11 protein-coding genes are annotated in these 22531 nt (G+C 62.5%); 5 read left to right on the top strand and 6 right to left on the bottom strand.

Annotated features, from left to right (window positions below):
- Positions 1-5: 5 nt before the first annotated feature.
- The 3 genes from C0058_RS18425 to C0058_RS18415 form a co-directional block, all read right to left on the bottom strand.
- A complete protein-coding gene (locus C0058_RS18425; protein WP_102369273.1) occupies positions 6-542 on the bottom strand; it encodes a cysteine hydrolase family protein in 537 nt (178 codons plus the stop codon).
- A 214-nt stretch (positions 543-756) separates the two neighbouring features.
- Positions 757-1353 carry a TetR/AcrR family transcriptional regulator gene (locus tag C0058_RS18420; protein ID WP_102369272.1) on the bottom strand — a complete coding sequence of 199 codons (597 nt, stop codon included), beginning with the start codon at positions 1351-1353 and terminating at the stop codon, positions 757-759.
- Between the two features lie 52 nt (positions 1354-1405).
- On the bottom strand, positions 1406-1789 hold the full coding sequence (locus tag C0058_RS18415; protein ID WP_102369271.1) for a tautomerase family protein: 384 nt from the start codon (positions 1787-1789) through the stop codon (positions 1406-1408).
- Positions 1790-2041: 252 nt separating this feature from the next.
- On the opposite strand from C0058_RS18415, the gene C0058_RS18410 reads away from it, so the two are divergent.
- Entirely contained in the window at positions 2042-3319 is a 1278-nt protein-coding gene (locus C0058_RS18410; protein WP_102369270.1) for a serine/threonine transporter, read from the top strand.
- An 80-nt stretch (positions 3320-3399) separates the two neighbouring features.
- Positions 3400-5046 (top strand): SulP family inorganic anion transporter, encoded by a 1647-nt coding sequence (locus tag C0058_RS18405; protein ID WP_102369269.1) that lies wholly within the window; start codon positions 3400-3402, stop codon positions 5044-5046.
- A 44-nt stretch (positions 5047-5090) separates the two neighbouring features.
- Here C0058_RS18405 and C0058_RS18400 read toward each other — a convergent pair whose 3' ends face one another.
- Complete coding sequence (locus C0058_RS18400) at positions 5091-5585, bottom strand: DUF934 domain-containing protein (RefSeq protein ID WP_003210798.1); 495 nt, start codon at positions 5583-5585, stop codon at positions 5091-5093.
- On the bottom strand, positions 5569-7227 hold the full coding sequence (locus tag C0058_RS18395; RefSeq protein ID WP_003210800.1) for a nitrite/sulfite reductase: 1659 nt from the start codon (positions 7225-7227) through the stop codon (positions 5569-5571). The genes C0058_RS18400 and C0058_RS18395 overlap by 17 nt, the downstream gene beginning before the upstream one ends.
- Positions 7228-7676: 449 nt before the next feature.
- Between C0058_RS18395 and C0058_RS18385 the strand changes: the two genes are divergently transcribed.
- Positions 7677-8756, top strand: coding sequence for an ABC transporter substrate-binding protein (locus C0058_RS18385; protein WP_102369267.1), 1080 nt, complete (start codon positions 7677-7679; stop codon positions 8754-8756).
- 6 nt (positions 8757-8762) lie between these two features.
- Here C0058_RS18385 and C0058_RS18380 read toward each other — a convergent pair whose 3' ends face one another.
- Positions 8763-8978 carry a DUF2970 domain-containing protein gene (locus C0058_RS18380; protein ID WP_008432997.1) on the bottom strand — a complete coding sequence of 72 codons (216 nt, stop codon included), beginning with the start codon at positions 8976-8978 and terminating at the stop codon, positions 8763-8765.
- Between the two features lie 141 nt (positions 8979-9119).
- Here C0058_RS18380 and C0058_RS18375 point away from each other — a divergent pair, with 141 nt between their 5' ends.
- The gene (locus tag C0058_RS18375; RefSeq protein ID WP_256579490.1) at positions 9120-15752 is read left to right on the top strand and encodes an NEL-type E3 ubiquitin ligase domain-containing protein; all 6633 of its coding nucleotides are present in this window, start codon (positions 9120-9122) and stop codon (positions 15750-15752) included.
- Positions 15753-15913: 161 nt separating this feature from the next.
- On the top strand, positions 15914-22498 hold the full coding sequence (locus tag C0058_RS18370; protein ID WP_102369266.1) for an NEL-type E3 ubiquitin ligase domain-containing protein: 6585 nt from the start codon (positions 15914-15916) through the stop codon (positions 22496-22498).
- Positions 22499-22531 lie beyond the last annotated feature (33 nt).

Raw genomic sequence — 22531 nt, 5'->3', positions numbered from 1 at the left:
AGGCTTTAGAAGCAGATATCGTCAGCTTTCACACGCTGCACAAATGCCCCGGCCAAGGTTGCGTTATGGTGCTCGATAATCGATGCGGCCGATAACGCCGGAGTGTCCATGCAAGTATGGGCATCCTCCGGCAGCAGCACCGAGAACCCCAGCTCCACGGCCACTCGGCACGTCGTGTCGATGCAGTACTGGGTTTTCATCCCGACGATCACCAGTTCATTCACCTGTGCCGCCGCCAGTTGCTGCGACAGCTCGGTGCCGAGAAAACAGCTGGGCCGGGTTTTATTGAAAACCGTGTCGCGAGCTTCATCAACCTCCAGTGCTGGCCATAGTTGCCAAAACGGGCTGCCCACCTCGATGGGCGAACCCGCAGGGCCGGTGTGACGTACAGCGAAAACCGGCACGCCAGCGTGTCGGGCGCGCTGAATCAGCTGGTTGATGTTGTCGAGTACGCGCTCGCGTTCATAGGGTTTTTCCGGGCCGTCGTACAGGCCGACCTGCATGTCGATGATCAGCAGGGCGGGGCGCTTGATGTCAGGCATGGTACTGCTCCTTGTGGTTGCCGAATGGGCGGAGCAATAAAAAGGCCCCGTCCATTGCTGGCGGGGCCTTGGGTAAATCCGGGTGGCTTAGGTTGCGCGCCACTCACCGCTACCACACGACCCGCCGGAAGCGGTCGTGGTGGTGCGGGTGAGGGCCAGCTGAATAAGGTTCATGGGCCGATCATGCTGGCGCTGGCGTTTGGCTGTCAACGCGTCAGCCGAGGTTTTTTTCCGGGATCAGGAGATTCCTGGCGGCAGCGAGGAATTCATCAGACAGGCCGTTGCCTTTGGTCGCACGGGCCAGGGTGAGGGCGCCGACCATCGTCGCGTACTGGGCAATGGCGGCCTGCCGGTCACCTTCGGGGGTTCCGGTGGCCTGGGTAGCGGCCAGGATGCCCATGGACGCTTCAAAGCCCCGGATAAAGCTGCGTTGCAACGCGCTGTCGGCGGCTTCATGGCACATCTCCCCGGCAAAAGCCGCAACCGGGCAACTGTCCCCGGGGTTGTCACGATTGGCCGCCGACAGATACGGATCAATCAACGCCAGGCGCGCAGCCTCGGGATCAGGGCTCTGCTCGACCCTGGCCTGCCAGCGCTCGCTCGACTGTTCGAACGCCCGGTTGCAGGCTTCCGTGGCCAGCGCCTCACGGGACTCGAAGTGCCCGTAGAAACCGCCATGGGTCAGCCCGGCGGCGGCCATCACGTCCGACACGCTGATGCCATGGATGCCCCGTTCACGAAACAGCCGCGTGGCGGCCTCGACGATGATTTCGCGGTTGAGTTCGGCTTGTTTGCGGGACACGCGTGGCATCGAGGGCTCTCTGGATCAGGTGGTGGCAGGGATGGGCGGCATCATAAAACGTTTAGCTGGCGTACTGCGCAATCCCGTTGCCGAACGACCAGTTTTCCTTCTTGACCTCCACCAGGCTGATAAACACATCTTCCAGGCGCACCGCCAGTTCACGGTGCAAGCTCTCGGCAATGGTTTTGTACAGCAGCTTTTTCTGCTCGGTACTGCGGCCTTCATTCAGAGTGATCTGGATGATCACCAGGTTGTCGGTGCGCTGGATGCCCAGGTACTCCGGGTCATAGATGAAGTGGTGTTCATCGTGCTCGGTGAGGATCTGGAAGTTGTCGTGTTCAGGCACGCCGATGGCCGTGTGCATGGCGTTGTAGATCAATACGCCGACGCGCTTGGCGTAGGTGACGTCGGGGTTTTTCCGAAGGTCGATGCGCACGATTGGCATGGCAGGTAGTCCAGTGAGGGGCGTGCTTTAAAAATACATGACGTGATGAATTTATAAAATAGATTTCTTATGAAATGTAAAATTGACGCTGCCAAAATCGCCTTCAATCCTCTGCACCGCACAACCATTCCTCAGCTAAGTCTTTGCTTCTTCAAGCGAATCCCGGACAATCGCGCCCCTGTTTCGGTCGTGGCGCTGCCTGTCAGGTTTTTCTGACTCGTCTCGACTGAGTGAATGCGGAGATCCGAACGGATGAATGATCAGGCCAATAGCGTCGACGAACGCTACGCAACGACACCTGCAACCCTCACAAGCTGGAGCCGTCAGGACACCACCTGGATGCTCGGCCTGTTCGGTACGGCCATCGGCGCCGGCACCTTGTTCCTGCCGATCAACGCGGGCCTTGGCGGTTTCTGGCCGCTGGTGATCCTCGCGCTGCTGGCATTCCCGATGACGTTTTTCGCGCACCGTGGCCTGACCCGCTTTGTGCTCTCGGGCCGTGAAGGCTCGGACATCACCGACGTGGTCGAAGAACATTTCGGCCTCAAGGCCGGCGCCGCGATCACCTTGCTGTACTTCTTCGCGATCTTCCCGATCCTGCTGATCTATAGCGTGGCGCTGACCAACACCGTCGGCAGCTTCATGGAGCATCAACTGCACATCGCGCCACCACCGCGGGCGATCCTGTCACTCGTGCTGATCCTCGGCCTGCTGGCCGTGGTGCGGTGTGGCGAGCAGGTGATCGTCAAGGCCATGAGCCTGATGGTGTATCCGTTTATCGTCGCCTTGCTGTTCCTCGCCGTGTACCTGGTGCCGCACTGGAACGGCGGCATCCTCAGCACCGCCAGCACCATCCCTGCCCCGTCGGCGCTGCTGCACACGCTGTGGCTGGCGATTCCGGTGATGGTGTTCTCGTTCAACCATTCGCCGATCATCTCGGCCTTTGCGGTGGACCAGAAGCGCCAGTACGGCGAACACGCCGAGGAACGCAGCTCGCAGATCCTGTCCCGGGCACACATCCTGATGGTGGTGATGGTGCTGTTCTTCGTGTTCAGTTGCGTACTGACCCTGTCGCCGGCGCAACTGGCCGAAGCCAAGGCGCAGAACCTGTCGATCCTGTCCTACCTGGCGAACCACTTCAGCAACCCGACCATCGAGTTCGCCGCGCCGCTGATCGCGTTTGTGGCGATTGCCAAGTCGTTCCTGGGCCATTACATCGGCGCCAGTGAAGGCCTCAAGGGCCTGGTGCTCAAAAGCGGCCGTCGCCCGGCTGCCAAGACCCTGGACCGCATGACGGCTGCCTTCATGCTGGTGGTGTGCTGGATCGTCGCGACCCTCAACCCTAGCATCCTCGGCATGATCGAGACCCTGGGCGGGCCGATCATTGCGTCGATCCTGTTCCTGATGCCGATGTACGCGATCCGCAAGGTACCGGCGATGGCCAAGTACCGTGGCCAGGCGTCCAACGTGTTCGTCACGGCGGTGGGCCTGGTGGCGATTACCGCGCTGATTTATTCGCTGGTGTCCTGACAGCACCCGGTTTCAGTGCAATGATCACGGCCAATTCGCAGAGAGCGGATTGGCCGTTTTTTTTGCCAGGGAATTAGGGATTGAACACCAAGCCTGAGAGCGACACCACGCCGAACCGTGCACAAGACTTGCTGGCCGGCCTGTCCATCGCCGGCCTGTTGCTGCCCGAGGCCGTGGCCTATTCCAGCATCGCCGCGTTGCCGCCCCAGGCGGGCGTGATCGCCTTGTTTGCCGGATTGTTGTGCTACGGCCTGTTTGGCACCAGCCGCTTCGCGATTGTCTCTGCCACATCGTCCTCGGCAGCGGTGCTGGCGGCGGCCACGGCAACGCTGGCGGGGGATGACCCGGCACTCAGGCTGAGCCTGGCAATGGGCCTGGTACTGGTGACGGGGGCGTTTTTCCTGTTGGCCGGGATGCTCAAGCTGGGCGGGCTGACCTCGTTTATCGCCAAGCCGGTGTTGCGTGGCTTTGCCTTTGGCCTGGCGCTGACGATCATCCTCAAGCAGTTGGCCAGCGTGGTGGGCGTGCACCTGACCGACAACAACCTGATTCGCTTCCTGCCCCAGCTCCTGGAGCAACTGCCGCGCTGGAACTGGGCCGCCGCTGCCGTCGCGGGCGTCGCGTTGCTGCTGCTCTGGCTATGCGCACGAGTTCGGCGCCTGCCGGGCGGGTTGCTGGTGGTGATCCTCGGGATTGCCGCCGGCCAGTGGCTGGATCTGCAGGCCCATGGCGTGGCGTTGATCGGCGTCATCGACCTGCGTCTGGAACTGGCGCATTTGCCGGTATTGCCGTTCGCCGACTGGCTGCGCCTGGGAGAGTTGGCGTTTGCCATGGTGATGATTCTTTACGCCGAGTCCTACGGCTCCATCAGCTCCTTCGCCCTCAAGCATGGTGATCGCGTGTCATCCAACCGTGACCTGCTGGCGCTGGGGGCCGCCAACCTGCTGTCCGGGCTGTTCCAGGGCATGCCCACTGGCGCCGGGTATTCGGCGACATCGGCCAATGAGGCGGCGGGCGCCAACTCGCGGCTGGCGGGAGTCGTGGCGGCGCTGGTGGTGTTGGCGATCGTGCTGACGGTGCTGCCGCTGGTGGCATTGACGCCGGAGCCGGTGCTTGCCGCCATCGTCATTTACGCCTTGGGCCGTGGCTTGAGCCTGCAGCCCCTGGGCCGCTATTTCTCCTGGCGGCGCGACCGGTTGCTGGTGATTTGCGCGGTGGCGGCGGTGTTGGTGCTGGGGGTGCTGGATGGGTTATTGGTGGCGGTCGGGATCAGCGTGGTGTTGATGTTGCGCCAGATGTCGTCGGCGGACGTGCGCGAGTTGGGGCGCATTGACGGTGGGCATGATTTTGTCGAGCTGCTCCATCACCCGAGCGCCGAACAGATCCCCGGCGTGCTGATCGTGCGGCCCAGTGAAGCGCTGTTCTTCGCGAATGCCGAGCGAGTGCTGGGGGCCGTGTTGAGCCTGATGCGACATTCCACGTTACCGCTGCACACCATCGTGCTCAGCCTGGAAGAATCCCCCGACCTGGACGGCACCAGCATCGAGGCGTTGCAGGCTTTTTTCGTACAGGTGCGAGGGGAGGGCAAATGCCTGGTGCTGGCCCGCGTACGGCATGAGGCGCAGGAGGTGTTGCAGACGCTGCCTGAGGCGTGTGCGCCCCAGGTGCTGATCAGCGGGTTGAGTGTCGATGGTGCAGTGCAACTCGCGTTGCAACCCACCGCCTGAATGCAAAAAGCCCCGACTGGTCGGGGCTTTTTATTGACGCGAGCTTACCGGCGGCGGAACAACGGCAACGGTTCATCCGTCGCGGCCTGGTACGTCACCGAGAAATCCTTGAGGCTTTCCAGCGCTTCATACGGGTCTTTGTCCGCGCGCAAGGCGAAGGCATCGAACCCGCAGCGGCGCAGGTAGAACAACTGGTCGCGCAGCACATCGCCAATCGCCCGCAGCTCGCCCTTGTAACCATAACGGTCACGCAGCAGGCGGGCGTTGGAGTAGTTGCGACCGTCGGTGAAGGCCGGGAAGTTCAGGGCGATGACCTGGAAGTGCTCCACGTCATCACCGATCTCTTCGGCTTCTTCATCGGCGTCCAGCCACACACCCAGGCCGCCGTCGCGGGCCTTGAGGGCGTGAGCGTGCTCGCGCCACAGGGCCAGTGGCACGATCAGGTCGTCGCAGTTGGAGATGCCATCGAAGCTCGCGTCCTTGGGCAGCAGGTGCCAGGTTTCGTCGAGGACTTCGTTGTTCTTAATGATTCGCTGCATAGACGCGCTCCTTGAACAGGTCAATGCCGATGCGCTGGTAAGTGTCGATGAAACGCTCATCTTCGGTGCGCTGTTCAACGTACACGTCGATCAGCTTGCCGATCACGTCAGGCATGGCTTCCTGGGCGAAGGACGGGCCGAGGATCTTGCCCAGGCTCGCATCGCGGCTGGCGCTGCCACCCAGGGACACTTGGTAGAATTCTTCGCCTTTCTTGTCCACGCCCAGGATGCCGATGTGGCCGACGTGGTGGTGACCACAGGCGTTCATGCAACCGGAGATGTTCAGGTCCAGCTCGCCGATGTCGAACAGGTAGTCCAGGTCGTCGAAACGGCGCTGGATCGATTCGGCAATCGGGATCGACTTGGCGTTGGCCAGGGAGCAGAAGTCGCCGCCCGGGCAGCAGATGATGTCGGTCAGCAAGCCGATGTTCGGCGTGGCAAAACCCTGCTCGCGCAGCTCGCCCCACAGGGTGAACAGTTGAGACTGTTCAACATCGGCGAGGATGATGTTCTGCTCGTGGGAGGTGCGCAGTTGGCCGAAGCTGTAGCGCTCGGCCAGGTCGGCGACGCCGTCCAGTTGCTTGTCGGTGATGTCACCCGGTGCAACACCGGTAGGTTTCAGCGACAGGGTCACGGCCACATAGCCCGGCTTTTTGTGGGCCAGGGTGTTGCGGGTGCGCCAGCGGGCGAACCCCGGGTGCTGCGCATCGAGCTCGGCCAACGCGGCGTCCTGATTGCTCAGGGCCTTGTAGTCCGGGTCGACGAAGTGTTTGGCAACGCGGTGCACTTCGGCGTCGGTCAGGGTGGTCTGGCCGCCGCGCAGGTGTTCCATCTCGGCGTCGACTTTCTGGGCGAACACCTCGGGGGTCAGCGCTTTTACCAGGATCTTGATCCGGGCCTTGTACTTGTTGTCACGACGGCCGTAGCGGTTGTAGACCCGCAGGATCGCGTCGAGGTAGCTCAACAGGTCCTGCCACGGCAGGAATTCGTTGATGAAGGCACCCACTACCGGCGTACGACCGAGGCCACCGCCTACGAGCACACGGAAGCCCAACTCGCCCGCCGCGTTGTGCACCGGCTCCAGGCCGATATCGTGCACTTCGATGGCGGCGCGGTCCGAGGTCGAGCCATTGATGGCGATCTTGAACTTGCGTGGCAGGTAGGCGAATTCCGGGTGGAAGGTGGTCCATTGACGGACGATTTCACACCATGGGCGGGGGTCGATCAGCTCGTCAGCGGCAACGCCGGCGAACTGGTCGGTGGTCACGTTGCGCAGGCAGTTACCGCTGGTCTGAATGGCGTGCATCTGCACGGTGGCCAATTCAGCCAGGATGTCCGGCACGTCTTCCAGGGCCGGCCAGTTGAACTGAACGTTCTGGCGAGTACTGATGTGGGCATAGCCCTTGTCGAAGTCGCGGGCAATCTTGGCCATCATGCGCGTCTGACGGGAAGTCAGTTGGCCATAAGGCACGGCAACCCGCAGCATCGGCGCAAAGCGCTGAACATAAAGGCCATTTTGCAGGCGCAGAGGGCGGAACTCTTCTTCGCTCAGTTCACCTGCCAGATAGCGTCGGGTCTGATCACGGAACTGCTTGACGCGGTCCTCGATGATGCGCTGATCGTATTCGTCGTATACGTACATATAGGTCCTGTTCTCGGCAAATCTGCGCGCACGGCCGCGCACTCCCAACGGAGCCGGCGCACGATACCAGTTTGCGTTTATGCGCAAAAGTGATGTTTGAGTATATGCAAATAACCAAATGGCCTAATGAGAACGGTTATCGCGATACCCACATTTGTCATGCGGGCAATCATGAACTTTACTGTGCTCGTGTCTTTGTGCAATCACCTATAAAACCGACAAGAGGCGATGCTATGAGCAATCCGACCAAAGCGCGCAAAAGTGACAGCAGTGTCGATGCGTGGGCCATTCTGTTCTTGATTATCCTGGTGGTTTCCACTGCCGTGTTCTGGGTCAGCCATCAATAAAAGGGCGTTATCGAGCCTTGTTGTCGACAATCGGCAATTAGCCGAGATTGACCGGCCTGATGCCATTATCATGGGCCGTCATTCCGAAGGGCTCAGGCAACGATGTTGAAGGTTCTCTGCAAGTGCTTGCTGGTGCTGAGCATGCCGTTCTGGGCCATCGCCCAGGCGACGTCGGTGGTGTTTCTCAACCCTGGCAATTCGACCGAGACCTTCTGGGTCAGCTACGCGCAATTCATGCAGGCCGCCGCCAGGGACCTCGGCCTGGATTTGCGTGTGCGCTATTCCGAGCGCAACCCCGAGACCACGCTGTTGCAGGCCCGTGAAGCCCTGCAAGGCGCCGAGCGCCCGGACTACCTGGTGCTGGTCAACGAGCAGTACATTGCCCCGCAGATCTTGCGCCTGGCCCAGGGCAGCGGGGTCAAGCTGCTGATCGTCAACAACGCGCTGACCGCGGACCAGACTCAACTGCTGGACGCCGGCAAATACCCTGACTGGATCGGCAGCATGGTCGCCGACGACGAACAGGCGGGCTACTTGATGCTCACCCAGTTGTTGCGCCTGCATGGGCCTGTCGCCCCCGGCCAGACCCTCGACCTGATCGCGTTCTCCGGGGCCAAGACCACTCCCGCCGCGCAACTGCGCGAGCAAGGCTTGCAGCGCGCCCTGGCGGATCATCCGCAGGTGCGCCTGCGCCAGTTGGTGTATGGCGAGTGGAGTCGCCAGCGCGCTTTCGACCAGGCCACGCAGTTATTCAAACGCTACCCGCAGACCGCGCTGGTGTGGGCGGCCAGCGATGAAATGGCGCTGGGGGCAATGGATGCACTCAAAGGCAGCGGGCGCACGCCGGGCAGGGACGTGTTGTTCAGCGCGGTCAACAGTTCGCCCGAAGTGTTGCAGGCGCGCCTTGACGGGCGCCTGAGTGTGCTGGTGGCCGGGCATTTCACCCTTGGCGGCTGGGCGATGGTGGTGCTGCATGACGATGCCCGTGGCCTGGGCATGGCGCAGTACGGTGGGCGTGAGCGCAAGCTTGGGCTCTTTCGATTGATTGATCCGCCACACGCCACGCGCCTTTTAGAGATGCAGGGGCGCGAGGACTACGGCGTCGACTTTCGAGCACTGTCAGCCCAGGGCAAGCCAGCCACCTATCGCTACCCGTTCAGCCTGCAACTGCTGATGCATTGACCGGCTTCAAACACCGGCCAGGTGCAGCACCAGCTTGACGATGCCAAACAGGGTCAGGGCAAACACGGCGGTAAACACAATACCCAGGATGACAAAGTGGCTGGGCTTGCCATGGGTAAAGTCGCGGGCGCGATTCTTCCCGCTTTGCACCCCGAAGGCGGCTGCCATCACGCTGTGAAGCATCTGCCAGAAAGTCGGTGGCTTGTTGTTGGAATCGTCCATAAAGGCCTCGCGGTAGGGATCAAACCCATGGATGAGGATAGCCAAGTTCCCGCAAAACACCGGCTGTAGCTATCTACCGCCCTGGCGGTTGGCCCGTTCGCTGTACTGGGACTCCTTAACAGAGTCATCAGGAACGAGCGCATGCCAACCTTACCCGCCCCGACAGAGCAGGGGCTACACACCGCATTGATCAAGAACAGCTTGCCCGGCTGGATTGCCCGCAGCGCGGCTGCGGACATCCGACGCTTGAAGCCGGGCCTGCTGCCCGGGCGCGTCCCCGAGGATGCACCACCTGCCTGGCTCAGTAACGCGCCCCAGGGGTTGCGCCAGGCATTCGCCGATAGCCAGTTGGCCAGTCGCCGCGCCCACGAGCGGCTGGCCAAGACTCTCGACGGCCTCAAGGGCATCACCGAGTTCGCCCAGCCGCTGCTGGAAGACGCCTGGCGCAAACGGTTCGGTGAGGTACCGGACGTCCACAAGCACCAGTTGCACTACCTGCGTTACCGTCAGGTGCCGCAACAGCATTCGCTGTTGCAGGCGGCATTGCTCAACTTTGAAGGCAATGAAGACTTTGCCGATATCGCCCTTGAGCAAACCAGCGCGCTGGCCCCCGAAGGGGCGTTGTTCACCGAGTACTACGGCGAAATTCTGAACGACCATTCACGCCGGGCCCGCTATCGCTACCGCGAAAAGCTCGCCGTCACCCCGGACCAGTTTGCTGCGCTCTGCCGCACGCTGGACCTGGGCCGGCAATACCAGGCGCATTTGCAACAAGTGTTCGAGGAGGCGGGCACCAAGGCCGTGGTGCGCGAGCAAATGATCGACGCGCACAAGAAACTGCTGGCCGTCAGGCTGCACACGGCGCGGATGAAGAACGAAGTCAGCGACAGTGCCTATGCCATGCTCAACGCCTTGCTGGCCGGTACCGAACGGCCGCAGTTGGATGGCAAGCCCGTTGCCTGCAGCCAATTGGCGATTCTCGGCTGCAAGGTGGGTGAAGTCGTACTGATCGGGCCGGGCGTCGGCGCGATGGCAGATGCCCGGCAGCCGTTGGGCTGGGGCACTGTGCTGGTGCCCGGCGCCTCGCTAGGGGAGTTGCTGGTGCCGGCCGCGGCCGACCAGCGGCTGGTGGCGTGGATCCCCGGTGCGCCGTTGTACCCGCTCAAGGAATACCCGTCGATAAAGGCGTTCGAGGCGGAACTGGCGATCAACCTGCGCTCCCCGGAGTATCAGCGGCTGTTTGCCAGCCTGGTGCCGCAAGACGAAGCCCCGGCTTTCCTGCAACGACTGAAGACCAAGCTCTTTACCTTCGAGTGGAATTCCAGAGGCTACATGGAGCAGATCTACGACCCGAACATCAACCTGGCGCGCCGCGAAAGCCTGATCAGTGGCGAGCTGTTCGGAGCACTCTATGACAACCACCTGCAACGCCTGAAAGATAACGCCAGAACGCTCGCCGTACCCACCGCCGAGGCGGATCGCAAGGCTGCCCAGGAACGCCACGAACATTGGCTGAGTATTGGCTTGAATGTGCTGAACGTGGCGGCCTTTGTCGTGCCCGGCCTGGGGGAGGTGATGCTGGCGGTTACGGCTGTGCAGCTGGGCCTGGAGGTCTACCATGGCATCGAGGCGTGGAAGGAAGGGGACATGGATGCCGCCTGGGGACATCTGGAGTCGGTGGCGCTGAACATGGCCTTCATGGCCGCCCTCGGCGGTTCGACGGCCCTGGCCGGTCGCGCGCCGAAAATCCAGGTGTCCCGCTGGGTGGATGGCCTGGTACCGGTCAAACTGCCCAGTGGTGAGGCTCGGCTGTGGAAACCGGACCTGGCGCCGTACCGCAGCGAGGTGGTGCTGGCCCCGGCTGTCAAGCCCAATGCCCGGGGCCAGTACGAGACAGGCGGCAAGATTTATGTGCGTATCGGCGAAAACCTGCATGAAAAGGTCTTCGACAGCCGAATCCGCAAGTGGCGGATCAAACACCCGGAAAATCCCGAGGCTTACCAACCGATCCTTGAACACAACAACGCCGGTGCCTGGCGGCATGTGCATGAGCAGCCCTTCAAATGGGACCGCCTGACCCTGTTGCGACGACTGGGGCCCGCCACTGAAGAATTCTCTGATACGACACTGGGCATTATTGGGGATATCAGTGGGGTCCAGGATGACGTGTTGCGCAAGGCGTATATCGAAGGCAGGCCGCTGCCCGCCGTGCTGGCCGATACCCTGGAGCAGTTCCGCAGCCAGCCAGTGGCGGATACGGCGCCGCTGGCTGGCGAAGAGGCGGTGCTGCAACGGCGCTTCCCTGGATTGTCGAGGCGAGCCATCCAGGAAATTCTTGATACCGCCAGCGAACAGGAGCGCTTGCAACTGCGCAGTCAGCGTGGAGCCTCGGCGCGCCTGGACAATGCCGCTCGCCGCGCAGTCCAACAAGGCCGCCTGAGCCGTGCCCTGGCGGGGCTGCATCGTCAGGCCGACGCCGGTGCCGACACTGACCGCCTGGCCCTGCATTGCCTGCAACACTTGCCGGGCTGGCCCACCAATCTGCGCCTGGAAGTGCGCTTTCAGGCTGTCGAAGGACCGTTACTGAACAGCATTGGCCCGCAAGATGCGCCGCTGCGCAGATACCTGGTCAAGCAGGGCGAAGCCTTCCAGGCCTACGACGAGCGCGGTGTCGCGCTGAACAGCCGGACCACCGGGCGGCGTAATTTCTTCCAGTCCGTCGTGCATGCGATCCCCGCTGCGGCCCGACCTGGCCTGGACATGCCCGTGGCGACCCTGGACCGGGAACTGCAACAGGCGGTGGCCAGTTATGCCACCCGCCGCCGTAGCCAAATGTCCAATGTGCTCGGCCTGCGCGCACCGCGTTCGCGACCCGTGTTGACGGGGGCGGGGGGCGTCCTGGGTTACCCGTTGAGCGGTCGGGGCAAAGGCTTTGGAGTGGATGTATCGCTGACGGCGAGGGTGCAGGCGCTCTATCCGAACCTCAACGCCGGGCAGGCCAGCGATTTTGTCCTGAGCCGATTGCAGGCCGGTGAAAGCGTCCAACAGATCTTCACCCTATTGGGAAACCGCCAGCGTGAGTTCGACCTGTTGCAGGCAGAACTTGATCAATGGACCGCCGCTGCTGCCGGGCAGGCGGGCGGGGCCAGCCAGCAACAACGGGTAGCGGCTGACATCATCGGTTGCTGGCGCCAGGGCATTTACCGCGAGCGGCCGCCCCAGAGCATTCTGTCGTTGGGCAGCGTGACGGACCTTCCGCGCCTGAGTGCAGACTTTTCCCATGTGCAGGCGCTGAGCGCACATGCCGAGCTTTTGTTGGGTGATCAGGGCGTGCGCCTGGCCGATCAGTTTTCCCGGGTGCGACACCTTGAGGTGTTTTTTGACGCAACGCCGGGCACCGGACTGGTCGACGGGCTGAACCGCTTCGTCGATCTCAACCAACTGACGTTGAATGGTCGGGACGTGGCCTATTCGGTCCCCTTCATTCAACGCCTGGGGGCAATGGAGCGCTTGCGCAACCTGTCCGTCGCGGGGCTTTCGCAAAACCTGGACGTCAGCCCCCTCACGCACCTGCGCTCGTTGCGCATGGAGGGCTCGGTGCAGGAGTGGCCACAGGGGGTGACGTCACTTGAGCACCTTGAGAGGCTCGACCTGTGGCGAACAAACATCCGTTCGGTACCCCCGTCGATGCTCATCGGGCATGAACGATTGTGGCGCGGCCTGAACCTGCGGTGGGCCGCGTTTGACCGCCGGGAATTCATGGCGGTGTATGAACATGTGCGGGGCAATCCGGCTCACCTGCTCAATGAGCAAGCCCTGGTGCAGGGTTACTGTGAAGGCGTGATGGACCGCTTGAAAAATGTGCACTGGGGGTTTGGCATAGACGTTGTCTCTCAGTTCCGGCAGCAGGGTCTGACCACTGAACAGATACTGGCTCGCACTCACCAGGTACTCGACGAACAGCTCGCCCTGAGCCGGGACCTGGAGGAGTGGGCGGCCAGGGAGTTGCGGGTTGACCGCCGGCAGGTGGATGTCTTTTACCGCCAGCGCGCCGCCGAGCGGCTCCTGGACAGTTGGCGTGAAGGCCTGGGGCCGCGGCTTGCGCCGTCGGGCATGTCGGCGCGCTCCAACCTGCCGACCGCCACACTGAACCTGTCGGGGGGCGTGCTGGGCGACTTGCCCGGGTTGCCGGCGGCCGCGTTCGCCCATGTCAAACAGGTCAACCTGAGCGGCACCCGGGTTTCGATTGAGGCGCTGAATGACTTTCTCGGCGCATTCAACGCCATTGAAGACTTGAACCTCAGTGCCAGCAACCTGGCACAGCTGCCGTCGGCCCTGGACAACTTCACCGCCCTGCGCCAGTTGGATCTTTCCCACAACCAACTGAGCATCATCCCGTCCATCCAGCAACGCTTGAGCCGCCTGACGGCTCTTGAAACCCTGGACTTGCAATACAACCGTGTCGCGAGCCTGGATCTGCGTGGCCTCAACGCCTTGCGCCACTTGAACCTCAGCCGCACTGGAATCACCGAATGGCCTGAGGGTGTCCTGGACTTGCCAGTCCTGGAAAGCCTGGACCTGAGCCACAGCGCTATCACCCGGGTGCCCGCCCAGGCGCTCACCGGCCACGACACGCTGATGCTCAAGAGCAACCTGCGGGGTTGCCGACTGACTGCCCGGGCCTGCGCCGACATCCTGGCCTTTGCGCAACGCACCCTGCGGGAAAATCCATTGGGCCTTGATGTGGAATTACTGCCGTTGGTGGGGCCGGAAATCTACCTGCACAAGCCGCTGGGCATTCCCCAGGAACAGCTGCGCATCGGCCGGACCGGCGGCGATCCGGAGTATTTCCCGGTCAGGGTCACCGACGACCCCGGCCAGTTGCTGTTGCCCCTGCACGTCGAGAACGTCGACGCGCAAGCACGCCTCACTCCGGCGGCGCGCCTGCAACAACTGGATCCTGCCTTGAGCAGTGCCCAGGCGGTGGCGCGCATTGATGAATGGCTGGCCGCCGGCCTGGGCGCCACCGGCGTCGACACACGCCTGGTGCAGTTGCGCGCCGAGCATCAACGCTTGAGCCGGGTGTTGAACAGTTGGATCGACATCGAGGGTTATCGCGAGGGGGGCGGCTGGGTCAGTGCCCTCGACCGTCGTCGTGCCGCCGGCCGGCTCCTTGAAAGCTGGCGCCACAACCTGCGTGCCCGGCCCGAGGTGCCGCCGGTGGACGGGCGCGAGGTACTGGACCTGTCCGGGTTGTATCTGGGCGACCTGCCGACGTTGCCGGCTTCAATGAGCCACGTCAGCGTGCTCGACCTCACCGAGGTGAAGCTGACGGAGCAGGGGTCCAATGGGTTCCTGGGCAGTTTCCCCCACCTGCGCCGGCTTGTGCTCAACAAGAATGGCCTGGCGCACCTGCCCGAGGTGATCAACCAATACACGGCGCTGACTCATCTCGAAGCCACCTACAATGATTTGCGCGACGCTGTGGAGCTACAGGCACTGCTCGGCCCGTTAAGTGCGCTGGAATGGCTCGACCTTGGCGAAAACACCCTGGCCAGCCTGGATGTCAGCGGCCTGCGCGGGCTGACAAACCTGGACCTGCACAACAACGTCCTGGAGGAATGGCCGGCCGGGGCATTGGAACTGCCGCGACTGCGCACCCTCGACCTCAGCAATAACCAGATCGAGACCATCCCGGACGATGCCCTGTTACCTCGCCACAACCTCCTGATGAGCAACACCAACCTGACGGACAACGGGCTGGAAGAACGCGTGTTCGAGCGCCTGAGCGACTTCCTCGAGGAAACGGGGTTCGGCCTGGGCTATACCCGGGAGCAAATTGATCGCGAGCTCGATGGCTTCCTCCTCAGTACCAGTCACGAGGAAGCGGATCTGAGCGGTGAGCTGCATCCGGAGCTGCTGACGCCCGCAGCACAGAAGGCCCAGTGGTTTGCTGGCGTGGCGGCCGACTCCAGCAAACACGCAGTCTGGGAGTCGCTCAAGAGCGCTGACGACAGTGAGGATTTCTTCTACATCATTTCCCAGCTGAAAAACGCCCAGGACTTCATCACCGACCGCCCTGAGTTGACGCGCCGGGTATGGGAGGTGCTGGAGGCCGCCGAGCAACGTCCGGCGTTGCGCGAGCAACTGTTCGGCAAGGCTCGCGGCATGCGGATCAACGCGACTTGCGGTGACGGTTGGATCCTGCTGTTCAGCGACCTTGAAGTCAGTGTCTATGAGTTCAAGGCCCTGGAAACCGTGGAACCCGGAAAAGAAGGCGCGGCGCTGTTCAAGCTGGCCAGAAGCATGATCCGCCTGGAACAGACTGAAGCCACCGCCAGCCGCGTGGTCAGCCTAAAGCCCAGTGTTGACCCGGCGGAAATTCGCCTGGCCTACCGCATCGGCCTGGCCCAACGCCTGGAGTTGCCGCGCCAGCCGTCCGGCATGCTGTACCGCAACCTTTCCCAAGTGAAACAGGCCGATATCGACCAGGCCTACGCCAGCATCATCGCCCGGGAGGCGACCGAGGCGTTCACGGCCGATCTGGTCACGCGCCAGTACTGGGTCGACTACGTGCAGAAGCAATACGCAGCTGACTTTACGACGCTGGCCCAGACCCAGGCCCGCGAGGCTGAAGCCCTGGAGGATCGCTATCCGGCGTTTGGCGCGCAGTACGAGGCAGAAGCCGTGGTATTGGCCAAGCAAAGGACTGAGCAACGCCAGGCCCTGCTGATTCGCCTGTCCGGGCGGGAGAGAGCAGCACTGAGGCTATAACAGCCTGTGCCCCGGCGGCAGGTCCGGAAACGGGCCTGCCGCGCCTCAGTGGTCGTAACCCAGGTTCGGCGCCAAGGTGCACAAAAACAATTATCTACCTGCGAAGGCGCTCGCCTGTTCGCTGTACTGGGCCTCCCTAAAGCGTTCTCAGGAAGCCGCACATGTCTACTCCACCTAACGCCCTCGCGGACGAAAGCTTGCACACCGCCCTGATCACGGAACGCCTGCCCGCGTGGGTCGCCCACATGGCCGCCGTCGATGTGCGCCGGCTCAAACATGGACTGTTGCCCGGCAGGGAGCGGCCTGCCACCAAGGTTCCGCTCTCGCCCGCATTGAACAAGGCACTCGATGACAGTCGCAAGGCCAGCCGTCAGTCCCGCGAAGCCTTGGCCAAGGGCCTTGGCGCGCTGCAAGGCATTGTCGAATTCGCCCAGCCCAAGCTGGAAGCGGCGTTGCGCGAGGCGATGGGCGAGGCCCCGGACGTCAACAAAAACCAGCTGCATTACCTGCGGTATCGCCAGGCCCCGCAGCAGCATTCGTTGTTGCAGGCAGCGCTGCTGAACTTCGAGGGCGATGAAGACTTCACCGATATCGCCCTCGAACAGACCAGCGCCCTGGCGCCGGAAGGTGCGCTGCTGACCGAGTACTACGGCGAGGCGCGGGCGGATGGCTCGCGTGCGGCGCGTTATCGCTACAGCGAAACCCTGTCGATGACTCCACAAACCTTTTCCACCCTGTGCCGCACCCTGGACCTGGGGCAGCAATACCAGGCCCATCTGGCGCAGGTGTTCGATGCCGCTGCCACTCGGGCCGTGGTGCGGGAGCAGATGATTCGCGCGCAAAAAGACCTGCTGACGGTACGCCTGTATGCCGCATGGGCGCAGGGCGACATCGGTCCGGCGGTGTTTCTCATGTTGCGTGAAGTGCTGGCAGGTACTTCGCGACCGCTGCTGGATGGCGAGGTCGTACGTTTCGGTCAACTGTCGATCCTGGGCTGCGAGCTGGGGGAGGTGCTGCTGATCGGGCCGGGTGTCGCACCGACCCGGTCCGTGATCCCGCCCTTGTTTCCTGGGGCAGGTGTGAGCGGGCTGCTTCCCGTGGCGCCTGATACGCGGGTGGTGGCCTGGATTCCGGGCGCGCCGCAGTGCCCGCTCAAGGAATACCCGTCTATGCAGGCGTTCGACAAGGAACTGGCGGTGAACCTGCGCTCACCTGCCTATCAGCAGTTGTTTGCCAGCCTGGTACCTCAGCAACAGGCGCCGCAGTTCCTTGAGCGCCTCAAGGAAAAACTCTACACCTTCACCTGGAACCCGCGAGGCTACAAGGAGCAGGTCTACGACGAGCAAATCAACTTGAACCGGCGAGAACGGTTGATCGAGGGGGAGTTGTTCGGCGCGCTCTACGAGAGCCATGTACAGCGCCTCAAGGACAATGCCAGAACCCTGGCGGTGCCCACTGCGGAGGCTGACCGAAAGGCCGCACAGGCACGCCATGCACACTGGTTGAGCATGGGCTTGAACACATTGAATGTGGCCGCATTCATGGTGCCCGGCCTGGGGGAGCTGTTGTTGGCGGTCACGGCGATTCAGTTGGGCCTGGAGGTCTATCACGGCATCGAATCCTGGCAGGAGGGCGATATGGATGCGGCGTGGGAGCACCTGGAGTCGGTGGCGCTGAATCTCGGGTTCATGGCCACCCTGGGCGGGGCGGCAGCCCTCGCTGGCCGGGCGCCCGCTATCCAGGTGTCGAAATGGGTCGATGGGCTGGTGCCGGTGAAGTTGCCGAACGGCGAAAGGCGCCTGTGGAAACCTGACCTTGCGGCCTACCGCAGTCATACCGTTCTGGATGCATCACTCAAGCCCAATGCCCAGGGTCAGTACGCGCAGGACGGCAAAATGTATGTGCGCCTGGGTGAAAGCCTTTATGAAAAGGCTTTTGATGCGCGGACTCGAAAATGGCGGATCCAGCATCCGAACAATCCCGCCGCGTACCAGCCGATCCTTGAACACAACCAGGCGGGTGCCTGGCGCCATACCCATGAACGCCCACTGGAATGGGACCGCCTGACCTTGCTGAGGCGCCTGGGTCATGAAACCCAGGGAATCAGCGATGCAACGTTGAGCGCCCTTGGCGACATCAGCGGCATCAGTGATGACCTGTTGCGCAAGGTCCACATAGATGGTTTGCCGATGCCTGCCGTGCTGGCCGATACGTTGCAGTTGTTTCGCGGCGCGCCGCCACAGGCTGTACTCCTGTCCCCCGAGGGCGCAGTGTTGCAGCGCCGCTTTGCTTCTTTGTCCCGAGGCGCGATCAACGAAATTATCAGTACGGCCAGCGATAAGGAACGCCTGCAGATACTCGGCCGAACCGGTGTTGCGCCGCGCCTGGATAACCTGGCGCGGCGTGCGCTACAGCAACGTCGCCTGAGCAGTGCGTTGACCGGCTTGTACCTGCCGGCGCTCGCCAGCCTGGACAGTGACCGGCTGGCGTTGCATTGCTTGCAGCAACTGCCGGGCTGGTCTCCCACGCTGCGCCTGGAACTGCGCGCCGACAACCCCAGTGGGCGCTTGCTGGCTGAGGTTGGGCCTGAAGACGCGGCAGTGCGCCGTTACCTGGTCAAAAAAGGCGAGACATTCCTGGCGTGCGACCTGCAGGGGGCTCCTCTTAACAGTCCGGTCCCCGGGAGTCGTAATTTCTACCCATCAATCGTCCATGCCTTGCCCGTAACCCTGCGCCAGTCACTGGGTTTGCCGCTGGCCAGCGCGGATGTCGATTTGCAGCAAGCCCTGGCGCGGTATGCCACGGCACACCGCCTCGAAATGGCCGCCGTGCTGAAGATACGCGCGCCCATGGCTCGCCCGGCGTTGCGTCAGGCGAGCGGGTCATTAGGTTATGCCCTGAGCGGCCGGGGTACGGCCCAGGCACCCAATGCCGCCCTGGCGGCCAGGGTTCGCGATGTTTACCCCAACCTCAGCGATGAGGCGGCCCAGCTGTTTGTGCAAAGCCTGTTGCAGGCCGGCCAGCGTCCTCCACAGATCTATGAGTTGATAGGCAACCGCGAGCGCGAACTGACCCGGTTACGCATGACCCTGGATCAGTGGGTGACGCAAAACAGTGCTCAGGCGGGGGCACAACATACGGCCGACACCCTGATCAATTGCTGGCGCGAAGGCGCGTACCGGGGCTTGAAACCCCATGCCTATCTGTCACTGGGCAAGGCCGGTAACTTGCCGGCGCTGGATGCTGATTTTTCCCATGTGCGAGGGTTGGGTGTAAGCGGTGAAACCTTGGCGGACACGCAGGGCGTCAGGCTTGCGCAGCAGTTCCCCAACGCCGAAGTCCTGAATGTGTTCACCGAGCCCGCCCATGTCGAAGCGATTGCCACGGGCCTTGGGCTGTTTCCCAAGCTTGAAGAGTTGTCGATCGACGGCTGGGGCCTGACCTACTCGCCGGTCTTTTTGCAACGCCTTAACACGTTAAGCCAGTTGCGCCGGTTGGCCCTGACGGGCGCGCTGGAGGCATTGGATGTCAGCGGCTTGAAACAGCTGCTTGCCTTGCGGGTGGCGGGCGCCCTGAAAGAGTGGCCGGTAGGTGTTCTGACGTTGGACAAACTGGAGACGCTCGACCTGTTGGCGACCGGGATAAATACCATGCCGGCGGCAATGCTTGAGGGCCACGAGCGCCTGTGGCGTGGCCTTACCCTCAACTGGGCAGCGTTTGAGCGGCGTGCGTTCATGCCGGTGTATCAGCACGTGAAAAACCACCCGGGGCATTTGGTGGATGAAGTGCTGATGGTGGACGCTTATTGTGAAGGCGCGTTGCGACGCCTGAAAGACAGCGACCCGGCGTTTGCGCCCAGTGCCTTGGCGTACCTGCGGCGCCATCGGTTGACCAGTGACGCCAAGTTGACCCGTGTGCACGCCTTGCTGGATGAACATGCAACCTTGCAGCAGGCGCTGGAAGAGTGGCAGGGCAGGGAAGTGGAGGTCGACCGGCGACCGGTGGACCCGCTCAATCGTCAACGTGCGGCAGACAAGCTCATGGCTTACTGGCGCGATGGCCTCGACCGACGTTTTGCCTCCCCCCGTGAGGTGGCCGGGCCTTCTTCGCCAGCCGCCTCCGAGGGGGTCATGCTGGACCTGTCGGGTACGGTACTGGGGGATTTGCCGCTGATGCCGGCCGCAGCTTTTGCCCACGTGCAGCGCTTGAACCTCGCAGGCACCCGGGTTTCAGTGGCGGCATTGAACGATTTCCTCCCCCAGTTCACCCAAATCCACGGCCTGGACCTGAGCCGCAGCAACCTGATGGACCTGCCGGCGTCCCTGACGCAGTTGAGGTCTCTCAAACAGCTGGACCTGGCGCACAACCAGTTGACGATCACTGAGGCGATACAGCAGCGCCTCAGCGCCCTGGTCACGCTTCGAGGGTTGAACCTGGATTACAACCGTGTGGGTACCCTGGATGTCAGCGGGCTCAACCAGCTGCGCAGCCTGAACCTGAGCCACACCGCGACCACCGGCTGGCCGACAGGTTGGCTGGCATTGCCCGAACTGCGTCAAGTGGATCTGAGCTACAGCGCTATTACCACGATCCCCCAGGCTGCACTGACCGGCCATGACCTGCTGATGCTCAGCAGCAACGTGCGTGGCTGTCGCCTGACCTTGCCGGCTTGTGCCGACATACAGCGTTTTGCCCTGCGTACCTACCAGGACAATCCGTTGAACGTCGCACCGGCCATGCTGCCGGTTTTTGGCCCGAGCTTTTACCTGGATAAACCCTTGGGCATTCCCCGCGAAGGGCTGGCGGAGGGCAGAACGGGGGGCGATCCGGAATACTTTCCCCTGGAGGTCACGGACAGTCCCGATCTGCTCCTCGCGCTGGAGGTAGAGGTGCCCAACAGTGAAGTTCGGCAGACACCTGCGCAGCGTCTGCAACAAATAGACCCGGCGTTGTCCACGCGCGATGCAGTACGGCGCATTGACGAACTGCTTGCCAGTGGCCTGGGTGCACTGGAGGTCGAGGCATGCCTGGTTCGGTGGCGCACGGGCTACCGGGGTATGGTGCGGGTGTTAAACGACTGGATCGATATTCGCGGTTATCGCCAGGGGGGCGGCTGGGTCAGCGCGGTGGACCGTCGTCGCGCGGCCGACAGGCTCATCGACAGCTGGCGCCATACGTTGCGGGCGCACCCCGAGGTTGCGCCGGGCGACGGGCGCGAGGTCCTTCAATTGAACGACCTGTATCTGGGTGACCTGCCGGCGTTACCCGAGCCGTTGGCCCATGTGAGGGTGTTGAACCTCAACGCAGTCAAGCTTACTGAGCAGGGCTCCAATGCGTTCCTGCGGGCGTTTCCCAAGCTGCGTACCCTGACTCTCAACAATAATGGCCTGATGAGCCTGCCCGACGCCGTCGGCGAATGCTCGATACTCACCGAGCTGCGCCTGAGCCATAACGAACTGCGCTATCGCAGCGAGCTGCAGGGCCAGCTCAATCGGCTGACCGCGCTGGAGCGCCTGGACCTGAGTGAGAACGTCCTCGATTCTTTGGACATCAGCAGCCTGCCTCAATTGCAGTCATTGGAACTGCGTGGCAATAACCTTCTGGCGTGGCCGCAGGGTGTCCTCCAGGCTGCGCAGTTGCGCCACCTGGACCTGCGCAGCAACCGTATCGAAACCATCCCTGAAGACGCGTTGCTGCCCCAGCACAGCGCTCTGATGTGGGGCACGGACCTGTCCGATAACCTGCTGTTTGAGGAAGATCTTGCACGCTTGCGCGTCTACCAGCAGCAGACCGATTGTGGCCTGGGATTTTCCGCCGAGGAACTGGAAGACGCACTGGAGGGGTACCACAGTACCGATAGCAGCTCCGGGTCGGACATCCACCCTGAACTCTTGACCCCGGAACAACAAAAGGCCCAATGGTTCTCGGGTATTGCCGCCGATTCGGCCCGCCACCGGGTATGGAGCGTGCTCAAGCAGGCCGAAAACAGCGAGGATTTTTTCTACATCATTTCCCAGTTGAAGAACGCCCAGGATTTCTTGCACGACCGCGCCGACCTGACTCGCCGGGTGTGGGCGGTGCTTGAGGCGGCGGAGCAATACCCGCACTTGCGCGAACAACTATTTGGCCAGGCCCAGGCGATGCGGGTAAGGGCTACCTGTGGTGACGGCTGGATCCTCCTGTTCAGTGATCTTGAAGTCAGCGTGTATGAGTTCAAGGCCCTGAGGGCCCTTGCGCCCGGGCAGGAAGGCACCACGCTGTTCAACCTGGCCCGGCGCATGATCCGTCTCGATGAAGCGGAGCGCATTGCTGGCGAAGCGATCAACCGCAGCCCTGGCATCGACCCGGCGGAAATTCGCCTGGCCTACCGCATCGGCCTGGCCGAGCGCCTGGATCTGCCTCACCAACCGTCCACCATGCTGTACCGCAACCTGTCCCGGGTCACCCAGGCCAATATCGATCAGGCGTATACCGCCATTATGGCCAGAGAGAGCACCCCGGTGTTTATGCAAGAGCTGGTCAAACGCCCGTACTGGGTCAGCTACTTGCAGAAGCTGTACCCGGAAGAGTTTTCGGTGTTGGCCCAGGCGCATCAGGTCAAGGTAGATGCCCTCGAGGAGCTTCACCCGGACCTCAGCGCCCAATACTTGAGCGAAGTCGCAGCCTTGGACACCGAAAACCTTGCCGAGCAACAGGCACTGGCGCTCAGGCTTTCGGGGCGGGCGAGGAGGGACCTGGGGATCTGACCCGGGCGCCCAGCCGGCTGGACGCCCGGGTCA

The organism is Pseudomonas sp. NC02 (assembly GCF_002874965.1).
GTDB lineage: Bacteria > Pseudomonadota > Gammaproteobacteria > Pseudomonadales > Pseudomonadaceae > Aquipseudomonas.
The sequence above is the reverse complement of the archived record's forward strand: the minus strand, read 5'-3'. Positions and strand labels throughout refer to the sequence as shown.